This window comes from Paenibacillus suaedae (assembly GCF_032337355.1).
Lineage (GTDB): Bacteria > Bacillota > Bacilli > Paenibacillales > Paenibacillaceae > Paenibacillus_B > Paenibacillus_B suaedae.
Window position 1 is genome coordinate 1,611,131 of sequence record NZ_JAVYAA010000001.1, and the last position, 20,507, is coordinate 1,631,637.

General features: G+C 48.2%; 22 protein-coding genes. 18 read left to right on the forward strand and 4 right to left on the reverse strand.

The window, feature by feature from the left end; translation table 11 throughout:
* Positions 1–54 precede the first annotated feature (54 nt).
* From lpdA to lipB, 5 genes are all read left to right on the forward strand, one after another.
* Complete coding sequence (gene lpdA / locus RQP50_RS07130) at positions 55–1,482, forward strand: dihydrolipoyl dehydrogenase (protein ID WP_315744274.1); 1,428 nt, start codon at positions 55–57, stop codon at positions 1,480–1,482.
* 187 nt (positions 1,483–1,669) lie between these two features.
* On the forward strand, positions 1,670–2,701 hold the full coding sequence (locus RQP50_RS07135; RefSeq protein WP_072727909.1) for a thiamine pyrophosphate-dependent dehydrogenase E1 component subunit alpha: 1,032 nt from the start codon (positions 1,670–1,672) through the stop codon (positions 2,699–2,701).
* Entirely contained in the window at positions 2,692–3,675 is a 984-nt protein-coding gene (locus tag RQP50_RS07140; protein WP_315744277.1) for an alpha-ketoacid dehydrogenase subunit beta, read from the forward strand. The genes RQP50_RS07135 and RQP50_RS07140 overlap by 10 nt, the downstream gene beginning before the upstream one ends.
* 93 nt (positions 3,676–3,768) lie before the next feature.
* A complete protein-coding gene (locus tag RQP50_RS07145; protein ID WP_315744279.1) occupies positions 3,769–5,151 on the forward strand; it encodes a dihydrolipoamide acetyltransferase family protein in 1,383 nt (460 codons plus the stop codon).
* A 41-nt stretch (positions 5,152–5,192) separates the two neighbouring features.
* Positions 5,193–5,909, forward strand: coding sequence for a lipoyl(octanoyl) transferase LipB (lipB, locus tag RQP50_RS07150; RefSeq protein WP_036590568.1), 717 nt, complete (start codon positions 5,193–5,195; stop codon positions 5,907–5,909).
* Between the two features lie 120 nt (positions 5,910–6,029).
* On the opposite strand, the gene prli42 is transcribed toward lipB, so the two are convergent.
* Entirely contained in the window at positions 6,030–6,131 is a 102-nt protein-coding gene (gene prli42, locus RQP50_RS07155) for a stressosome-associated protein Prli42 (protein WP_005546772.1), read from the reverse strand.
* An 81-nt stretch (positions 6,132–6,212) separates the two neighbouring features.
* Between prli42 and RQP50_RS07160 the strand changes: the two genes are divergently transcribed.
* Complete coding sequence (locus tag RQP50_RS07160; protein WP_315744282.1) at positions 6,213–7,343, forward strand: M20/M25/M40 family metallo-hydrolase; 1,131 nt, start codon at positions 6,213–6,215, stop codon at positions 7,341–7,343.
* Positions 7,344–7,553: 210 nt separating this feature from the next.
* Here the strand turns inward: RQP50_RS07160 and RQP50_RS07165 are convergent, their stop codons facing one another.
* Positions 7,554–7,712: a hypothetical protein gene (locus RQP50_RS07165; RefSeq protein WP_315744284.1), complete on the reverse strand. Its 159-nt coding sequence runs from the start codon at positions 7,710–7,712 to the stop codon at positions 7,554–7,556.
* 95 nt (positions 7,713–7,807) lie between these two features.
* On the opposite strand from RQP50_RS07165, the gene RQP50_RS07170 reads away from it, so the two are divergent.
* The 4 genes from RQP50_RS07170 to fur all read left to right on the forward strand — a co-directional run bounded on the left by RQP50_RS07170 (position 7,808) and on the right by fur (position 10,952).
* Positions 7,808–8,389 carry an NUDIX hydrolase gene (locus RQP50_RS07170; protein ID WP_315744286.1) on the forward strand — a complete coding sequence of 194 codons (582 nt, stop codon included), beginning with the start codon at positions 7,808–7,810 and terminating at the stop codon, positions 8,387–8,389.
* 4 nt (positions 8,390–8,393) lie between these two features.
* Positions 8,394–9,638: an endonuclease Q family protein gene (locus RQP50_RS07175; RefSeq protein ID WP_315744288.1), complete on the forward strand. Its 1,245-nt coding sequence runs from the start codon at positions 8,394–8,396 to the stop codon at positions 9,636–9,638.
* A gap of 85 nt (positions 9,639–9,723) precedes the next feature.
* On the forward strand, positions 9,724–10,365 hold the full coding sequence (gene spoIIM, locus RQP50_RS07180; RefSeq protein ID WP_072728491.1) for a stage II sporulation protein M: 642 nt from the start codon (positions 9,724–9,726) through the stop codon (positions 10,363–10,365).
* A gap of 125 nt (positions 10,366–10,490) precedes the next feature.
* On the forward strand, positions 10,491–10,952 hold the full coding sequence (gene fur, locus RQP50_RS07185; protein WP_065290817.1) for a ferric iron uptake transcriptional regulator: 462 nt from the start codon (positions 10,491–10,493) through the stop codon (positions 10,950–10,952).
* A 132-nt stretch (positions 10,953–11,084) separates the two neighbouring features.
* On the opposite strand, the gene RQP50_RS07190 is transcribed toward fur, so the two are convergent.
* Complete coding sequence (locus tag RQP50_RS07190; RefSeq protein ID WP_315744294.1) at positions 11,085–12,515, reverse strand: S8 family peptidase; 1,431 nt, start codon at positions 12,513–12,515, stop codon at positions 11,085–11,087.
* Positions 12,516–12,718: 203 nt separating this feature from the next.
* On the opposite strand from RQP50_RS07190, the gene RQP50_RS07195 reads away from it, so the two are divergent.
* The 4 genes from RQP50_RS07195 (at position 12,719) to RQP50_RS07210 (ending at position 16,185) form a co-directional block, all read left to right on the forward strand.
* A complete protein-coding gene (locus RQP50_RS07195; RefSeq protein WP_227774397.1) occupies positions 12,719–12,964 on the forward strand; it encodes a DUF4227 family protein in 246 nt (81 codons plus the stop codon).
* A 108-nt stretch (positions 12,965–13,072) separates the two neighbouring features.
* Entirely contained in the window at positions 13,073–14,002 is a 930-nt protein-coding gene (locus RQP50_RS07200) for a tyrosine recombinase (protein WP_072727915.1), read from the forward strand.
* Positions 14,003–14,065: 63 nt separating this feature from the next.
* The gene (locus RQP50_RS07205; protein WP_315744297.1) at positions 14,066–15,253 is read left to right on the forward strand and encodes a phosphopentomutase; all 1,188 of its coding nucleotides are present in this window, start codon (positions 14,066–14,068) and stop codon (positions 15,251–15,253) included.
* A gap of 104 nt (positions 15,254–15,357) precedes the next feature.
* A complete protein-coding gene (locus tag RQP50_RS07210; RefSeq protein WP_028533120.1) occupies positions 15,358–16,185 on the forward strand; it encodes a purine-nucleoside phosphorylase in 828 nt (275 codons plus the stop codon).
* Between the two features lie 71 nt (positions 16,186–16,256).
* Here RQP50_RS07210 and RQP50_RS07215 read toward each other — a convergent pair whose 3' ends face one another.
* Positions 16,257–17,333 (reverse strand): hypothetical protein, encoded by a 1,077-nt coding sequence (locus RQP50_RS07215; RefSeq protein WP_315744300.1) that lies wholly within the window; start codon positions 17,331–17,333, stop codon positions 16,257–16,259.
* A gap of 222 nt (positions 17,334–17,555) precedes the next feature.
* Between RQP50_RS07215 and RQP50_RS07220 the strand changes: the two genes are divergently transcribed.
* The 4 genes from RQP50_RS07220 to sigF all read left to right on the forward strand — a co-directional run bounded on the left by RQP50_RS07220 (position 17,556) and on the right by sigF (position 20,452).
* On the forward strand, positions 17,556–18,788 hold the full coding sequence (locus RQP50_RS07220; RefSeq protein WP_072727919.1) for a D-alanyl-D-alanine carboxypeptidase family protein: 1,233 nt from the start codon (positions 17,556–17,558) through the stop codon (positions 18,786–18,788).
* 91 nt (positions 18,789–18,879) lie between these two features.
* Entirely contained in the window at positions 18,880–19,233 is a 354-nt protein-coding gene (gene spoIIAA, locus RQP50_RS07225) for an anti-sigma F factor antagonist (RefSeq protein WP_021252942.1), read from the forward strand.
* Positions 19,230–19,685: an anti-sigma F factor gene (spoIIAB, locus tag RQP50_RS07230; RefSeq protein WP_021252941.1), complete on the forward strand. Its 456-nt coding sequence runs from the start codon at positions 19,230–19,232 to the stop codon at positions 19,683–19,685. Before spoIIAA ends, spoIIAB begins: the two co-directional genes overlap by 4 nt.
* Before the next feature lie 11 nt (positions 19,686–19,696).
* Positions 19,697–20,452, forward strand: coding sequence for an RNA polymerase sporulation sigma factor SigF (sigF, locus tag RQP50_RS07235; protein WP_021252940.1), 756 nt, complete (start codon positions 19,697–19,699; stop codon positions 20,450–20,452).
* The last annotated feature ends 55 nt before the right edge of the window (positions 20,453–20,507 follow it).

Consider the following 20,507-nt stretch of genomic DNA (forward strand, 5'->3'; position numbering starts at 1 on the left):
AAAAGGGAGTACAATAGAACCATCGGAAATGAACGCGAAAGGAGAGTTGCTTGTATGACGAAACAAGTAGATGTTGCGATTCTGGGTGGAGGAACTGGAGGTTATATCGCTGCAATTGCAGCAGCCCAGGCTGGCAAGTCAGTCGTTGTCATTGAGCGTGAGAAGCTGGGGGGAACATGCTTGCATCGAGGTTGCATCCCAAGCAAGGCTCTGCTTCGGAGTGCTGAAATATACCGTCAGGCTGGAGAAGCCGAATTCTTCGGCATCGAGATTGAGGGACGGAAGCTGCGCTTTGATCGGGTTCAGGCTCGCAAGCAGAAGGTTGTAGACCAGCTTCATAAAGGTGTGCAATTTCTGATGAAGAAGCACAAAATTGAAGTCATTCATGGAGTGGGACGGATTATGGGCCCTTCCATCTTTTCACCGAGAAGCGGCTCAGTCGCCGTAGAATGTGATGAGGGAGAAGCGATTACGATCGTACCGAACCATGTCATCATTGCAACAGGATCACGTCCGCGCATATTGCCGGGACTTCCAGTAGATCATCCTTCTGTTGTTACGACGGATGAGGCGCTAGAATGGACAGAGCTGCCGAAGCGAGTGGCGATTCTAGGAGGCGGAGTCATTGGGGTAGAATGGGCATCCATGCTGACAGACTTCGGTGTTGAAGTGAATGTTATTGAGTCTGCTGCTCATCTTGTTCCGCAGGAAGATAAGGACGTCTCAACCGAACTTCAGCGTCAATTGGTGAAGCGTGGTGCACGAATACATACACAAGCAATTGTTGAACCGGAGAAGGTTCAGATAGATCCGGACACAGGAGAAGTGAAGCTCGAGATTGTCTCGAACGGACAAGCGATAGACATAAATGCAGACAAGCTGCTCGTATGTATTGGAAGACAGGCCAATATCGAGAACATTGGGCTGGAAAATGCGGGCATTGAATTCGGCAATGGTCGAATTATCGTTAACGAATTTATGCAAACAAATGAGTCTCATATATACGCGATTGGCGATGTTGTTGGGGGATTACAGCTTGCTCATGCAGCATCTGCAGAAGGTATACTTGCAGTTCGCCACATATGTGGCGAGGCAGATTCGGGGATCGATTCCCGTCGTATACCTCGCTGCATCTATACAGCGCCAGAAACAGCATCCATCGGTTGGACGGAGAAGGAAGCAGTTGAAGCGGGATATTCGATTAAGACGAGCAAAGTTCCGTTTCAAGCAATAGGCAAGGCAATTGTGCAGGGTGATACGACAGGATTCGTGAAAATAATTGCAAATGCGGATACCAATGATTTACTTGGGGTTCACATTGTCGGGCCTCATGCTACGGAACTGATAGGCGAGGCAGCAGTTGCACAATGGCTTGATGCAACACCATGGGAAGTAGGCGAAGTTATTCATCCGCATCCTTCATTAAGCGAGATTATGGGCGAGGCAATGCTTGCTGTTGATGGTCATGCGTTGAATCTATAAGTGCATGAGAGTAGTCTGACGTTTTCTTTTGGGGATGTTCAGAGTATAATAGTTTTTAGACTCTAGTCTTAGTACCTGGTATTAGATTACTGACCACTGTTCATTGACTTGTGTGCAGGATAGCTGTGAAGCTGCTCTGTACAAGGGTCGAAGAACGGACTTTGCGATAATAAAGGAGGATGACTCCATGACACCAGATATGACGACTCGTCAGCAGACGAGACATGAAGAGCTTGGCCTAACCCATAAGCAGGCACAGGAAATGTACCGCATGATGCTTCTTGCACGCATGTACGATGAACGTGCGCTGCTGCTGCAGCGTGCCGGTAAAATCAACTTTCACGTATCAGGCATAGGCCAAGAAGCAGCGCAAATTGGCGCGGCTTTTGCGCTCGATCATCAGAAAGATTACTTCCTGCCTTATTACCGAGATTATGGATTTGTCATGTCGGTTGGTATGACCGTACGTGAACTAATGCTTGCCTTGTTCGGCAAAGCGGGCGATCCGAACAGCGGTGGGCGCCAAATGCCAGGTCATTTCGGCTGCAAGCGGCTGCGTATCGTAACCGGCTCTAGTCCGGTAACGACACAGGTTCCACATGCGGTAGGCATAGCTCTGGCAGCGAAGATGCGCAATGAAGATTCTGTATCATTTGTGACGCTTGGAGAAGGTTCCAGCAACCAGGGAGATTTCCATGAGGGCTGCAACTTCGCAGGAGTTCATAAGCTGCCAACCATCATTATGGTAGAGAACAATCAATATGCCATCTCTGTTCCAATTGCGAAGCAAATTGCAGGTCGCGTATGTGATCGGGCTTTGGGTTATGGCTTCCCAGGGGTTCAGGTTGATGGCTGTGATGTGTTAGAAGTATACCGAGTTATGAAGGAAGCGCGTGAACGTGCTGTCCGAGGTGAGGGGCCTACGTTGGTAGAAGCAGTCATGTATCGCTTGTCTCCCCATTCAACTGCGGATAATGACATGGTATATCGTACGAAGGAAGAAGTGGAGGAGCACCGGAATAAGGATGGTCTTCCTCGATTCAAGGCCTATCTGATTGAATGCGGCATCTGGTCTGAAGATGAAGATGCAGCTCTGCGCACTGAACTGAAAGCTGTGCTCGATGACGCAACCGCATATGGTGAACAGGCGCCGTTCCCGCAAGGGGAAGAAGCACTGAAGCATGTCTACGCGGAGGAGGGTCAGGGAACATGGCAGTAATAGAGTATATTGACGCAATTCGACTTGCAATGAAGGAAGAGATGGAACGAGACAGCAATGTATTCGTGCTCGGTGAGGATGTCGGGGTCAAAGGTGGCGTCTTCACAACAACCAAGGGGCTGTATGAACAATTTGGCGAAGCTAGATCGTTAGATACCCCGCTTGCAGAGTCGGCCATTGCCGGCGTTGCAATTGGAGCTGCAATGGTAGGAATGAAGCCAATTGCTGAGATGCAGTATTCAGACTTCATGTTCCCAGCAACGAACCAAATCATTAGTGAGGCCGCTAAGATTAGATATCGTTCAAACAATGACTGGACCTGTCCACTTGTGATACGCGCCCCAATTGGCGGTGGTGTTGCAGGGGGGTTGTACCATTCACAATGCCCGGAATCTGTATTCTTCGGGACACCAGGTCTAAAGATAGTTGCTCCTGCAACGGCATATGATGCCAAGGGCCTGCTGAAGGCGGCAGTTCGTGATCCTGATCCGGTTATCTTCTTCGAGAATAAGAAGTGCTACCGAATGATCTCGGGAGAGGTTCCAGTTGAGGACTACGTAGTACCGATTGGTGAAGCGAAAGTGGTTCGTGAAGGAACGGATATAACAGTTATTGCTTACAGTTTGCCAGTCCATTATGCATTGCAAGCTGCGGAAGAATTGGCGAAGGAAGGCATCAGCGCACATGTACTGGACTTGCGTACGATTCAACCGCTTGATCGAACAGCGATACTTGAAGCTGTCTCGAAGACCGGCAAAGTGCTGATTATTCATGAGGACAACAAGACTGGCGGCGTCGGGGCAGAGGTAGCGGCAATCATTGCAGAAGAGCTGCTCTATGATCTCGATGCGCCGATTCAACGTCTGTGCGGACCGGATGTGCCTGCAATGCCTTATAGTCCTCCGATGGAGAAATTCTTCATGCTGAATAAGGACAAAGTGAAGGAAGAGATGCGCCAATTGGCGATCTTCTAATCGAATGGCAGACGGTATGAAGGAGGAGAGAGACATGGCACAGCTTATGACGGAACTTCTCCTTCGACCGTACAGAACGGGAGTGTGAAAACGATGTCTTCAAATCAGGGAACAGAAGTATTGATGCCGCAGTTGGCAGAATCCCTTGTACAGGCGACTATCGGCAAATGGCTGAAACGTCCAGGGGAGACCTTTGATGCGTATGAACCGATTTGTGAAGTGATTACAGATAAGGTCGTAGCTGAATTGCCGGCAACAGAAGCAGGCATTATGCAAGAAATTGTGGCGCATGAAGGCGAAACCGTTGCGGTAGGCACGGTGATCTGCCGTGTTCAGTCACAAGCTGCTGCATCTGTGCCATCGTCAGCTGCAGGTGCCTCTGAGCAGAATCAGGGCCATTCAGCGGATGCTTCAGTAAATCAAACGGGGCAGGATATGCGCAATCGGTATTCACCCGCCGTGCAGCGACTTGCGCAGGAGCACGGAATTGATTTGCAGCGAGTGGCTGGTTCTGGATTGGGCGGCCGCATTACACGCAAAGATGTAATGGCTGCAATTGAAGCTGGTGGAGAAACCGTAGTAACACCATCAAGTGCTGCTGCAGCTGGCAATGCACCAGCCTCATCGTCTGGTATAGAAATAGCTGGTGGAGCAAGTGCAGCCCCGCAACCAAGTGCGGTGCAGCATGCAAGCGGGCATGTGCGCAACACCGGACTTCATCTTACAGAAACGCCGCGCATTCCTTCGATTGAAATAGAAGGAAGAACACAAGCTGGCAATGGAGAGACCTTCATTGACGTCACACCGATTCGGCATACTATCGCAACGCGTATGCGCCAGAGCGTCTCTGAAATTCCGCATGCTTGGACGACAATTGAAGTCGACGTTACGAATCTTGTACAGCTTCGCAACAAGATTAAGGATGAATTCAAGCGCAAGGAAGGCATTAACCTGACTTATTTGGCATTCGTGCTGAAGGCGATCGTCAATGCGATCAAGGATTATCCGATTATGAACTCGGTGTGGGCTGTCGATAAGATTATCGTGAAGCGCGACATAAACTTGTCTTTGGCTGTAGGTACAGAAGATTCTGTATTAACGCCTGTCATTAAGAAGGCTGATCAGAAGAACATTGCAGGGTTGGCACGAGAGATTGATGAGCTGGCACGGAAGACAAGAGAGGGAACTTTGTCTCCGAATGATATGCAGGGTGGGACATTTACCGTGAATAATACGGGGTCGTTCGGCTCCATCCTGTCTTATCCGATCATTAATTATCCGCAGGCTGCCATTCTTACCTTTGAATCGATCGTGAAGAAGCCTGTTGTGATTAATGACATGATTGCCGTCCGCTCGATGGCGAATATGTGTCTGTCGTTGGATCACCGGATATTAGATGGCGTAATTTGCGGTAGATTTTTACAACGCGTGAAAGAAAATCTCGAAAGCTTCTCATTGGACACGAAAGTGTATTAAAATAGAATCAGCACGAATCGACGGAAGAAAGCGTGATGACAATGAATAATGAATGGAACAAAGCGGATAAGGCTCTTCGTGTAACCCATATGGGGCGTGTCGATTATGGCGCAGCATGGGATATGCAGAAGGAACTCGTTCACGCCATTGATGGTGGTACGAGAGAAGATACGCTGCTGCTATTGGAGCACCCTCCTACGTATACAATCGGTTCACAGCGCCACCCGGAGCATTTGCTGCTAAGCAAGGAAGAACTGGAGAGACAAGGAATTGCACTGTACGAGATTGATCGTGGCGGGGATATTACATATCACGGTCCAGGACAGCTGGTTGGTTATCCGTTAGTGCTATTGGATGGGCCACAGCTTGATCTTCACGGGTATTTGCGATCATTGGAAGAAGCGATTATTCAATTTCTTGCGACATTCGGTGTAATCGGAAGCCGCAAGCCAGAGTATACCGGTGTGTGGGTTGGCAATGTTAAGATAGCTGCGATAGGTGTGAAATTCAATAAATGCAGACGCCGTCGTGGCTTCGTAACCAGCCATGGCTTTGCACTCAATGTGAAGAGCGGCATCCAGCATGAAGGGTTCTCAGGCATTATTCCGTGTGGAATTAGCGAGTATGGGGTAACATCACTGGAGGATTGCACAGGTCAAACCTTCACAGTGGAGCAAGTAGGCCAATTGCTGCTGCCTCATCTTATTCATGTTTTCGGATTCGAAGCGGCCAAGCTTGACACTTCGCTGTTGGTTTAGGAGGCCGCAATAAGTTCAAGCCATGCGATTGCTCGCATGGCTTGTCCCGTAGCTGCTCTGCTTATGTGGTTGCAAGATGAGATGCAGCTAGGTACCCCTAGCATGGATCAGCTTGAAGCACTAGCCATATATAAATGGCTCGACAATCACAAGCACGGTGGATGCGAGCATCGCGGCGAGCATGACATATATAATGATTTTAAACCATCGTTTGGATTGCATAAGAACAGAGAACTCCTTTCATCAATAAGATCATGAGTTATTCTCTATTGTACCTTAAATAAACGTTTGGAGGAAAGAGATATGGTTCAACAGGAAAGACTTGTAAAGCACTTTATGGAATTGGTTCAAATTGATAGTGAGACGAAAAACGAACGTGCGATCTGTGATGCGTTGAAACAGCAGTTCGAGGCACTTGGCCTCCAAGTAACGGAAGATGATACAACGTCTGCAACGGGACATGGAGCAGGAAACCTGATTGTGAACTGGCCAGCAACAGAAGGTCAAGAGAGCGCAAAGCGTTTGTTCTTCACCTCCCATATGGATACTGTTACACCGGGCAATGGCATTAAGCCGCAGCTTGGCGAAGATGGATATATCCGCAGTGACGGTACGACGATTCTTGGATCAGACGACAAGGCAGGCCTTGCTGCTATGTTCGAAGCGATCCGACTCATTCAAGAATCGAATACACCACACGGTTCGATCCAGTTTATCATTACAGTAGGTGAGGAATCCGGCCTTGTAGGTGCTCGTGCAATGGACAGCAGCCACTTGCAGGCTGACTTCGGTTATGCGCTGGACTCAAATGGTGAGATTGGAGCAATTGCAGTTGCGGCTCCTACGCAAGCGAAAATTACAATGGAAGTGTTCGGTAAGTCCGCGCATGCAGGCGTGAATCCGGAAGATGGCATCAGTGCAATTCAAGTTGCCAGCAAAGCGATCTCCCGTATGCCGCTTGGACGTGTTGACCACGAAACGACTGCGAACATCGGCAAATTCGAAGGCGGTGGAGCGACGAACATTGTATGCGACTATGTGAAGCTGCATGCGGAAGCACGCAGTATCGTACAGCATAAGGTTGAAGCTCAAGTGAAGGCAATGAAGGAAGCGCTCGAGAGTGCTGCAGAGGAATGTGGAGCAAGAGCCGAGTTCCACAGTGACATCGTGTACCCTGCATTCCAATTCACAGAGAAAGATGAAGTTGTGCAGCTCGCTAAGCGTGCTATTGAGAGTATTGGCGCAACGACGCGCTTGTTCCATTCAGGCGGCGGCAGTGATGCAAATATCTTCAACGGCATGGGTGTACCTACGGTTAACTTGGCAGTAGGATACTTGGACATCCATACAACGAAGGAGCGTATTCACGTATCCGACCTGGTGAAGACGAGTGAATTGGTAGTCGCGATTATTCAACAAGCTGCACAAGTATAATGCACGACATGTAGCTTGCTTCTGAATGATTATTGCAGGAAATGAATGAAATGATTATCATACTCAGCAGTTGTGCTGCATAGGAGAAGCCCTTGTTCGATACCATTCATGAACAAGGGCTTAATTGTTTTGAAACGGTTCGATTGTGCATAAGATGCAGGGGGATTAAGCATGGTAAGGACAGAACAGCGGAAGCCGCCAAGAGGTAAGCTATTTGCTCGGTAATTTGCGGGTGGCGGGTTGGTTGTCCAATATCTGAGACAGTGGAGTGTTTCCACCATGGCGCATCATGAGACGACGCAGTTCGACGATTACTTCTTGCTTCTTGCCTACTAACAGCATTTCCTGTGCTTGATATATGCGTTGCATCCATTCATCACTCCCGGATCGAATCGGACAAGCCGTAATGATATAATGGGTATGTTCAGCGGAACGGAAATATGTACATAAAGGAGCACGAATATATGAATGAGCAACGAGGTTCTGAACGGGCAAGCAATCCCTTAGAAGAAGTTACAATAGAGACGAAGCCTATTTTTGATGGGAAGATCATTAAGCTTCAGGTAGATACGGTTACGCTTCCTAACGGTTCGACTGCAACAAGGGAGATTGTCCGTCATCCAGGGGCTGTTGCGGTATTAGCGATCAAAGAGGATAAAATGCTTGTTGTTGAACAGTATCGCAAGCCTCTTGGGCGCAATCAGGTTGAGATTCCAGCAGGCAAGCTTGATCCGGGTGAAGAGCCAATCGTAGCTGCAATGCGTGAGCTTGCGGAGGAGACAGGCTATCGTACAGAACATCTCATTCCATTAGGCTCATTCTATACATCGCCTGGTTTTGCGGATGAAATCATTCATTTGTACGCAGCAGATCAATTGATAGCCGGCGAAGCACATACGGACGAAGATGAATTTTTGGAAGTAGATGCGATGACGCTAGAGGAAGCATTTGCTGCGATGCGCGCAGGGCGAATTAGCGATGCGAAGACTATCAATGCGATGTATGCATGGCAAATTTACAAACTAACAGGAAAGTGGCCGGTATAACCGAATGGAGAATGCAGCAAGAAGTGGACAGCATGAAGAGTTGCATACCATGTATGGTGACTTCCATATTCATATAGGCAGTACCTCGGAAGGACAGCCTGTGAAAATCAGCGCGAGCCGCAACTTGACCTTCGAGGCAATAGCACATGAAGCTTCCGAACACAAAGGGGTTCATCTGATTGGCATCATTGATGCGCATGCGCCGGGTGTACTGCGGGATATCGCAACGCTTCTTGATAAAGGCGAGATGGAGGAACTTCAGGATGGCGGTATCCGGTATAAGAACACCACGATATTTCTAGGAACCGAGCTCGAAATTCGTGAAGAAGGATATGGCATTGCACATGTGCTGTGTTATTTGCCGAATATCCATGCTATGGAACGATTCTCGAATTGGCTATCCCCTCATGTCACCAACATGAGTTTATCGTCCCAGCGTGTGTACTTGCCAGGGCGAGCACTGCAGGAAGAAACTGCGGCATATGGGGGATTGTTCGTGCCTGCGCATGTGTTCACACCTTTTAAAAGTATATATGGGAACTGTGCTGACAGAATGGCAGATGTGCTCGATCTGGAGATTATAGATGCTGTGGAGTTGGGCTTAAGTGCTGATACGGAAATGGCGGGATGTATCTCTGAGTTGGATCGATTTACATTGCTGACGAATTCAGATGCACATTCACTAAGTAAAATTGCAAGGGAGTACAATGCACTTGCCATGGCTTCACCAACATTCAAGGAGTGGGCAATGGCCTTGCGTAGGGAAGCTGGTCGCGGGGTTACAGCCAATTATGGTCTTAATCCGCGGCTTGGTAAATATCATCGCACTTCTTGTGCGAAATGTGGCCACGTTGTAGACAGTACTGCTTCCGTAGAAATCACAGATACCCACGCGAATCAGGTACAGCCAAGATGTCCAGAATGTGGTTCAACGAAGTTCATCCGTGGTGTATCCGAGCGGATACGTTCTATCGCAGATCGCGAACAATCGGAGATTCCAGCTTATCGCCCACCATATTGCATGCAGATTCCGCTTGAATTCATCCCTGGTGTAGGGAAGCGAACGCTTGCCAAGCTGCTGGAGCATTTCGGAACGGAGATGAACGTACTGCACCATGCAACGGAGGAGGAACTCAAGCAAGTGGTTGGACAAGCTACAGCAGAACTTATTGTGCTCGCTAGGAGCGGACAGCTGTCTCTACAAAGCGGCGGCGGAGGCACATACGGCAAAGTAATTACAGGAGAATAGTTCGAATCATAAAGGGACGAGCATGAGCATAAGCTGGATGGACGAGATATTCGTCGCTTCAACTTATTCGAAAGGGGCATCATCCATGAAGCCTATTGCTCACTCTTTTCGCTCTCAGCTCCATTTATATATTTTCGTGTCCGTTCTCTTCCTCGTCGGCGTTGTGTTTGGTTCCTTGCTCGTGAATGCACTGACATTGGAACAACAGCAGGATATCGGGAACCATGTGAGTCAGTTTGTGTCCACAATGGGACAAGAGTCTGCTGCTTCTAATCAGGTGGGGAATAGTGGAGAGACGTTTTTGAACTCGACGATGTTCTACGTCAAATGGATTGCATTAATTGCATTGCTTGGCATATCTATAATCGGATTTCCGCTTGTGCTTGCACTTGTATTTGCGAAGGGTGTGTTTATCGGATTCTCGGTGGGGACACTCATCAGTCAGTATGCATGGAAAGGCGTATTATTCGCATTAGTATCAGTCGCCCCGCATAATATTATTGCGATTCCTTTTCTGATGATTGCAAGCGTTGCGTCTATGGTATTTGCCATGCATATTCTGAAAAATCGATTGTTCGTTCCTAGGATGCAATCCTTGCGTGAGCCTCTGCAGCGCTTCATGACACTGCAATCTGTATCCTTAGTAGGAATGGCAGGAGTTGCAGCTGTTGCAACTTGGGTGTCACCTCTTCTAATGAGATGGGTTGTGCCAATATTGACAACGTGATCAGGAATAGACAACACCAAGAATATTGACTTTGTGCAATTCATTTGACACTGCTTGCGTTCTCCCCCTATAATATATAGAAGTGATACAAATGAAACGTGGATGGCAGGCAAGGGGGGAGACCATTGGAAGCGCGGATTGAGAAGATTAAGCAGCAACTTCAATCCCAAGGGTACAAGCTGACACCACAGCGCGAGGCAACCGTGCGCGTCCTGCTCGAGAATGAAGAAGATCATCTTAGTGCTGAGGACGTATTCATGCTCGTGAAAGAGAAAGCGCCTGAAATCGGTCTTGCCACCGTATATCGTACATTGGAACTGTTAAGTGAGCTGCATGTCGTGGAGAAGATGAACTTCGGCGACGGCGTTGCACGATATGATTTGCGCGGTGATACGAATAAGCACCATCATCACCATTTAATATGTGTCCAATGCGGCTCTATGCAAGAAATCCGTGAGGATTGGCTTGGGCCATTGGAAGAGCGCTTGGAGCGAGAATTTCAATTTTCTGTCGTAGATCATCGTTTGGATTTCCAAGGCATTTGTAAGAATTGTCGGGAGAAGCAAGCAGAAGAGCAGGCGGAATAACCGCAAGCATTCAACAGGGAATTGAAATGGCGCTACGCTATGACAGCAGGTCGATAGCAGCGAATGAGCGAATGAAGATGGATATGATGAGGAAGCCTCGGCAGGACTGCCGAGGCTTTATTGCTTGAGCAATTACATAATTGAAGGATTCGTAGATACCCTTCTTCTTCGCTGCACTTGCCGTTTGCGATGAGCGGCAGAGGTGCTTTTGGCGCCGATGGAGGAATGCCGCGGGACAACAGCTTGAGAATGACGGACGGCACGTTGACGATTGCGGCGACGAATTACCAGCACCTTTGACCTGTGTTTGTGTCGGGAAGCGGCTGCAGCCTGAATAGGGATGGCTGGAGTCGAATGCGCTGATTCGAAACCCTCGCTGGCTTCTGCTTCTTGCTGAGCGGCAATAGAGAGTGAAGAGAAGGCGCGGTCTGCTTGAATAAGGCCAGATCCTTGTGAATGGCGAGAGTAGCCGTTCAGAGGCCTCGCAGTATCCATGAGCAGCTTGCGAATAAGGGAAGGTTTTACCTTGCGGTTGTGAGCAAGCAGCAATGCAGCTGTACCTGATACATGCGGGGCAGCCATAGATGTTCCTGAATTTGTGATGAATCCTTGTTTATTGCTTGTGGATACAATATCGCTGCCGGGCGCAGCAACATCAATTCCGCGTCCGCGGCTGCTAAATGATGCAATGCGATTGTTTTTGTCAGTGGCGGCTACTGCGATGACTTCCGGGTAGCTGGCAGGCTGATCGATTTTACCGCTGTTTCTTCCTTCATTTCCAGCTGAGGACACGATCACGATGCCCTTGCGATGAGCACGTTTGACCATAGAGCGCAGCGATGCACTGGCGCCATTCAGTCCTAAGCTCATATTGATGACATCCATGTTATTGCGTATGCACCATTCCAACCCTTCCACAATATCTGACACATATCCGTCACCAGACTGATCCAGTACCTTTACAGCATACAGAATGACCTCTGGGGCAACGCCATACTGCATACCACTTTTTCCAAGTGCAGCAACAATCCCGGCTACATGTGTTCCATGACCATTATCGTCTCTATAGGAACCTCCCTTGCGAATCGTGTTCACACCACCCGCAATATTGAGATCAGGATGAGCCGATATCCCTGTGTCGACTACGGCTACCTTTATGCTCTTCCCCTGGGATGATTTCCATACTTCTGGAGCCTGTATACGCTTGACGCCCCACGGAATTTGCTTGCTGGAAGTAGGTTCTGCTGTAACAGAATTCAGGATCTGACTAGCAGGATAGTACGATAAGGGATAAATATGTGCCCTTACTCTCGCATCCGTTTCAATTCTGCGGACGCTGGGGTGCTTCCTTAATCGCTGCAAGGCATGATGGTTGCCGTCCATATGACAGCACAGCATGTTAGCTGAACCTACTTGTTTTACTGGGGTAATGCCAAATTTTTTGAGTTCGAGTATGCATGCATTGTAGCTTTTTTCGTCTTTTAAAATGATCATTTTACGTACAGCTTTACGATGAGGACGGCTGCTTACAGCCGCCTTCAACATGCGTGATAAGGTGCGCATGCTTGCTAGCCCTCCAGTTCGAAACGAATTTGTGCAACTTCTTAGACTAGTGGAATGGAATGCCTTGTTGTATCGTATGAGACAAATATAGAACGGTGAAATGTTTTAGCAGCGAATTTCAAAAGGGAATACGGAGAGAACCGCATATCCTAAGGCTTGGCATCATATGTTACAGGAGAGTCGAACTTGCCCAGCGGAAGGGGATGAGCAGTGTGATAGTGCCTTTGCGAGCTCTATTAAGACGAATCAAGTTTATGGCGTTATTCCTCATGATGACCTATGCGGTTGCTTATATTATGGGGGCCGTCAGTGACTGGATTTATCCAGTGGACAAGTACCGCGAGCCACATGGCAAGGCAGTTAAGGTCTTCCGCTGGGAGGATGGCTTGGATAGAGAGCATATGACGTTCACAGAACGATTGCGGTTGTACTATTGGTTGGGCGAGTAGCGAACTGTTCGGACAAGGGAAGGGATTTACACTCGTGTTGTTGAATTATTGTAGAGCAGTTGCTTAGATTTGCAGATGTGAAAGTCGCAAGGTAAGGAGTATAGTACGATGGCAGGCTTAATCGAACAACAGGTGGAAGCATACCGAGATTATTTAATACATGAACGGCGAGTGTCCTCGAATACGCGAGAAGCCTATATGCGTGATATACAGATGTTCATCGCATCAGTCGCCGACAATGTGAGCATGGTGGACGACATTCGTGCGTATCATGTGAATCATTATATGTATCAATTGAAGCGGGATGGACGTGCAGCCTCGAGTATTGCGCGCATTGCGGCCTCACTGCGATCCTTTTTCCATTTCTGTATCCGTGAAGGAAATTTGAAGCTGGATCCATCCTATGAAGTAGAGCGCCCGAAGGCATCTTCCAAAGCGCCAGAGATCTTGTCATTGCAAGATACAGAGCGGTTGCTGGCATTACCTGACGAGAGCAATCCGTTAGGGATTCGTGATCGGGCGATGCTGGAGACTTTATATGCGACAGGGGTTCGAGTGTCGGAGCTTATGTCGCTTAATATGGAGGATGTTCAGCCTAAGCTGGGGTTTCTGCGCTGCATGAGCGGCAAGGAGCGTGTTGTGCCTCTCGGACAGGTTGCGGTTGAAGCGTTGGAACGATACTTGAACGATGCACGCCCTCAATTATTATCCTCCTCTTCACAGGCTGATGGATTGGAGATTACAGAGCATAATGCGCTCTTTGTCAATGTGCGTGGACAAAGGATGTCACGGCAAGGCTTCTGGAAAATGATCAAAAAATATGCAGAAGAGTTGGAGTTATCCTTTCCCATTGCGCCCCATACGCTGCGGCACTCGTTCGCTGTTCATATGTTATCGAATGGCGCGGATGTGCGGGCAGTGCAAGAAATGCTCGGGCATGCAGAGCTTGCGACCACACAGCGGTATGTGGAGCATATGAGAAAGTCAAGTATGAAGGACGTATATACCTCCGCCCATCCAAGAGCGAAGAAGAAATAGCGGGAGTATGGTTCAAATCTCCTTAACATAATCTAAGACAAAGAAAGAGAAGGAGTGGTAACCGTGGATAGAGAGAGCAAGCAATTTGGACGCATTGCAGTTATTGTTCTGGACAGTGTTGGCATTGGGGAACTGCCGGATGCTTCGCAATTTGGCGATGCGGGTACACATACCTTGGGACATATCATAGAGCATAAACCGAGTATTAAAATTTCGAATTTACAGCGCCTTGGCTTAGGCAATATCGCCGATCTTGGCAGCTTGAAGGCTGCAGAGTGCCCAGAAGGCGTATATGGCAAGATGGCGGAGATTTCAGTCGGCAAAGACACGATGACCGGTCACTGGGAACTGATGGGTCTTCGCATTACTTCACCTTTCAATACGTATCCAAATGGATTCCCACAAGAGCTGATTGAAGCATTCGAGCAAGAAACGGGCCGCAAAGTGTTGGCCAACAAGCCAGCATCAGGCACCGAAATCCTTGACGAGTATGGTGAGGAACAGATGGCGACTGGATCGTGGATCGTATACACATCTGCGGACAGCGTGTTCCAAATTGCTGCGCATGAAGATATTATTCCACTTGATGAGCTATATCGTGCTTGTGAGATCGCCCGGAAGCTGACATTGTGTGAACCGCACACTGTCGGCCGTGTTATCGCACGGCCTTATATTGGCAAGCCAGGTGCATTCACGAGAACGCCGAATCGCCATGATTACGCAATCAAGCCTCCGGCAAATACCGTGCTCAATCTGCTGCAGCAGGCAGGCAAGGATGTTATTTCGGTGGGGAAAATCAATGACATTTTCTCAGGAGAAGGGATAAGTGCTTCTTATCCGACCAAGAGCAATGCACATGGCATCGACACGACGATCGAGTTGCTAGATCAATCATTTGAAGGGCTGCTGTTCGTCAACTTAGTGGATTTCGATTCATTGTACGGACATCGCCGTGATCCGGCAGGGTATGCGAAGGCATTGGAGGAGTTCGACGCCGCCCTACCTAAGATGATGGATAGAATCGGGCCGGATGATTTATTAGTCATTACGGCAGATCATGGCAATGATCCGACACATACGGGTACCGATCATACGAGGGAGTATGTTCCACTTCTGCTGTACAGCCCTTCCCTGCATGCGGGGCAATCACTTGGGGTTCGTACCACATATGCGGATTTGGGTGCTACGATCGCAGATAATTTCCGAGCAGGCCAACCTCAAGTAGGCACTAGCTTTTTGCATGAACTGTAAAGGGTATGGGCAACAATGGGGAACAACACATTTTGAAAAGCATGATGAAGACGATGTTACAACCGATCGATTCTGATCGGACAATGATGAATGGGGGAAATAAGATGAGCAACACAATTACACACGATCATATTCAAGAGGCAGCGACTTATATCCAATCTAAGATCAGTGATACGCCTGAAGTAGGTTTGATTTTGGGATCTGGACTAGGTGTGCTGGCAGATTTGGTGGAACAGCCTGTAACGATTGCATACGGGGACATTCCGCATTTCCCTGTATCGACTGTAGAAGGCCATGCGGGCGAGCTTCTGATCGGCAAGATCGCAGGTCGTACGGTAGCGATGATGAAGGGCCGCTTCCATATGTACGAAGGATATGGACCAGAGCTGACCGCATTCCCGGTTCGCGTTATGAAGGCGATTGGCGTATCCAAGTTGCTCGTAACGAATGCGGCAGGCGGGATCAACACTTCCTATAAGCCTGGGGATCTGATGATCATTTCCGATCATTTGAACATGACTGGGCGCAATCCGCTGATTGGTGCGAACGACAGCCGTCTCGGGGTACGCTTCCCGGATATGTCTCAGGCATACAGCCCGCAGCTTCGCCAGAAGGCGAAGGACGTTGCAGCTTCGCAGGGTGTTGAACTGCAGGAAGGTGTATATGTCGGCTTTCTTGGCCCGAACTACGAGACGCCTGCGGAAATCCGCATGCTTCGTGTGCTAGGTGGCGACGCTGTAGGGATGTCGACGGTATCCGAAGTAATTGTTGCACAACATGCAGGCATGGAAGTGCTCGGTATTTCCTGCATCAGCAACATGGCGGCGGGCATTCTGGATCAGCCATTGTCGCACGATGAGGTCATGGAGACGGCAGAGCTCGTTCGAGACCAATTCCTTAAGCTTGTTATCGGGATTATCCCTGTGATGTAAAGGGAACCTATTATGTGAAAAAAGGCCGCTGCATGGCTGTCCGTTGATCGGGCAGCAGCAGCGGCCTTATCTTATGGTTCCAGCAATATAAAATGAGCGAGTCCATTCGAAGAAGGCAATTGTATAACGTTCAATTCGATGAGCTGGTTAGTCACATAAGTATATAAAAAATGATAATACCAAATAAAATACTCCTCGAAGGAAGTTTCTTCAGCGAAAGGAGAGGCGTGATACGCTTGAACTAGCATAGAACGATAATCCTCGAACAGTCTGATCAAATCCGCCGTAATAAGATTGGCAATGCGATGCAGTGCTTGATATTCCTCGTTGTTCAGTACAGGGATCATCAGCTTGCCGTTCTTCCACAAATGTAACTGCTTCAAACCCTTTCGTATCTCACTGTCAATCGAACCGTTGCCAGATGAGCTTTGAATAATGTGATCGATTATCGTTGGAATTGCAGCCTTATTTTCTGATAATTCAGGGCCAAATAAAGTACATACCTGTTCCTTGCTGAACAGGGGAAGAAGAGGCTGATTGTATCTGTTATTCCCATACGCGCAATAGTACGCCGAACCGATAGGAACACAGTGGTTTCCGTAAATTCCGAACGGCTCTAGCTGCTGATCAGCATGTTTTTCCAACAAACCATAGTAATAGTTCTTTCCATTGCGAGACGGTCTGTCGGACTTGAGGAATAACTGTTCCACATAGTCGATTTGCACGAAATCTAATAATACATCGCTCATTATAAATAGGGAGAGATCAGCAAATTCAAAATTGTGCAATGCCGGGATCTTGAAAGTCTCTTGCTGGATTCGATTCGCGTTGTGATTGATTAGAGATACGATGTCATTTCCGATTGCGATGCTAAGCTGGTAGAACTGTTGCCCCGCCTCATGTGAGATGACCGGAAATGTCGGAACATATCGCCCCTCTACTTTTTTGGCGAGACCTTCACCATAGAGCAGATCGATGCTCTTCTCCCACTGTGCTTGCGAAATAGAGAGCTCCTTCATTAGCTGTTCCTCTGAATAGCCCAGATGCAGCCCGATACAGATGCGATCAAGGTTATCCTTAGTAAAATCAAAATTCGGGAAATTCAACCCCCGCGAGATCATTTTGTGTTCAAATTGCGACTGAAGCATGATGTCATCCTCTCTCGTTGTGTACTGCATTTCATTTTCATAGGCATAAATTTATTTCCCAAATTTTTTCGACATCATGACATGATAAACCTTCCAAGATCTGCTCTATCTTTCGATAAGAGTGGAATATTTTGCTTCTGAAAGGTAACACTGGATAGAAAGTGCATCCTGCGCATGTAATGCGCTCAGAATGTACGCTATTTAGATAGGAGGGGACAATCTGTGAACAAATGGCTGTGTGCTAGCCTTAGCTTTTTATTTGCTGCCGCTTGTATATTGCCTTCTTCGGCGAACGCATCTTATGCACGGGCAGACTTGCCGCCTTGGACAAATTCAGAAACGCCAAGCCAAGCAACATCCTCTGCTGCGCCGGAAGCCCAATTGGCGGATAACGCGCGCTCAGCGGTGCTTATGGATGCGGACACGGGAACGGTGATTTTCGAGAAAAATAGCCACGATCGGCTTCCGCCAGCGAGTATTACGAAAATTATGACGATGCTGCTTGTCATGGAAGCCATTGACAAAGGAAAGCTGAAGATGACGGACAAGGTGGCAACAAGCGAGTATGCCGCGTCTATGGGCGGATCGCAAATCTTTCTGGAACCGGGCGAAGAGATGACGGTTGAGGAAATGATGAAGGGAATCGCAATGGCCTCAGGCAATGATGCATCGGTTGCGATGGCTGAGAAGATCGGCGGCTCCGAGAAGGCGTTCGTACAAATGATGAACGATAAGGCTGCAGAGCTTGGCATGAAGGATACACATTTTGTAAATTGCAATGGCCTCCCTGCTGAGAATCATTATACGTCAGCGCATGATATTGCCTTGATGTCGCAAGCGTTGTTGAAATATCCGTATGTAACGAAATTTACAGGTGCATATGAGGATTATTTGCGACAGAACACCAGCAAGAAATTTTGGCTTGTCAATACGAATAAGCTTGTACGGTTCTACCAAGGTGCAGATGGGTTGAAAACAGGCTTTACTTCAGAAGCTCGTTATTGCCTGTCTGCGACAGCGAAACGGGATAATATGCGTGTGGTAGCTGTTGTGCTTGGCGAGCCGAATACGAAGACACGCAATGCAGAAGTCACGCAAATGTTCGATTATGCCTTCGCTCAGTATACGAATGTTCCGCTGCTGAAAAGCGGAGATAAGATTGGCGATATTCGTGTGGAGAAAGGGATGGTCGAGAATATTGAGCTAAAGGCTCAGCGTCCATATCATGTTTTACTCAAAAAAGGCGAGGGCACTGACAATCTTCGCTTCGAACTGGAAGGTCCGAAATCTGTAAAGGCTCCAGTAGCGGCGGGTCAGTCGCTTGGGAAACTTGTCGTTTATCAGGGAGATAAGAAGGTTCGTGAATATCCTGTCGAATCCACCGAGGAAATTGCGAAAGCTGGCTGGTGGACACTCTTTAAACGTACGTGCGGCAAGTTGTTTTTTGTCAATTAACGGCGTGCAGCTTCTAGTTTTGTCGTCAGGCAGGAATTGGTTATCCCATTGACGAACTGTATCGGCATCATGGGGAGGAGAGTGAAGCGCCATGAATCTGCAGGTGGAATTGGAACACCAGCGCAACGTATTGATTACCCGTCTGAGAGGGGAACTGGATCATCATACGTCTGAGTACGTACGAATTCAGCTCGACGAAGCGATTCAACGCAAGCAAGTGAACCATGTCGTGCTAAGCCTTCGTGATTTGACGTTTATGGACAGTTCGGGTTTGGGGGTCATTCTAGGAAGATACAAGCAGATCAAGGGACGAGGCGGAAAAATGGCGGTATGCGATATGAATCCCGCGGTACGACGTCTGTTCGAATTGTCTGGCTTGTTTAAAATTGTGCATGTTTACGATAATGAGCGCAAAGCGCTTAATGGGTTGGAGGTCGTATCATGAGTGTACAATCAGACACGAACGTAATGACGCTGCAATTTTCCAGTCGTTCCGAGAATGAAGCATTTGCCCGTGTGGCTGTTGCAGCCTTTGTATCGCAGCTGGATCCGACAATGGACGAGCTGACAGATATGAAGACCGTAATCTCTGAGGCAGTGACGAATTGTATCATCCACGGATATGATAATGATCCTACTGGGATGGTTACGATTTCAGCGGTTATTTCCGGTGAGGAGATTATGCTGACCGTATCAGACAATGGACGAGGCATTGAGGATCTTGAGCTTGCAAGACAGCCGCTGTATACGTCGAAGCCGGACATGGAACGCTCTGGCATGGGCTTCACGATCATGGAGAACTTCATGGATGAATGCGAAGTAACTACCGAACTGGGCGTGGGTACGAGCATCCGCATGAAGAAGCGGATTGAATCGAAAAAAGCGCTCTATAATTAGGGGTTGAAGCCATGGAAGCTGATTTGAAGCAGTCGTCGCCCAATTATTTGGATGACGCGGAAGTGAAGCGTCTGATTGCACTCAGTCAGACAGGTGACTCGTTAGCGAGAGAAACACTTGTCAATTGCAACATACGCCTTGTCTGGTCCGTCGTTCAGCGCTTTATGAATCGAGGATATGATCCAGATGATTTGTTCCAGATTGGTTGCATCGGATTGCTGAAATCTGTTGATAAATTCGATTTATCATATGACGTGAAGTTCTCGACTTACGCAGTGCCGATGATCATCGGTGAAATTCAGCGTTTTCTGCGTGATGATGGAACGCTGAAGGTGAGTCGATCACTGAAGGAGATGGCGAACAAAGTTCGCAAGACGAAGGATGAGTTGTCCAAGCGGCTCAATCGGCTTCCAACGATTAAGGAAGTTGCAGCGGAGCTTGGGGTATCACCGGAGGATGTTGTGTTCGCACAAGAAGCGAATAAACCACCGACATCCATTCATGAGACGGTATTCGAAAATGATGGTGATCCAATTACGTTAATGGATCAAATTGCCGATGATACGCAGGACAAATGGTTTGATAAGCTTGCGCTGAATGAAGCGATAGAAGGCTTGAGTGAACGGGAGCAGCTTATTGTCTATTTGCGGTACTATCGGGATCAGACGCAATCTGAGGTTGCCAGTCGCCTCGGAATATCGCAGGTGCAAGTGTCACGGCTGGAGAAGAAAATATTGCAATCCATCAAAGCCCAGATCGCTCAGTGAGCCAGAGAGGGTATGAGGAGCAAACCGCAGGGAGATGTCCTTGCGGTTTTTTTGC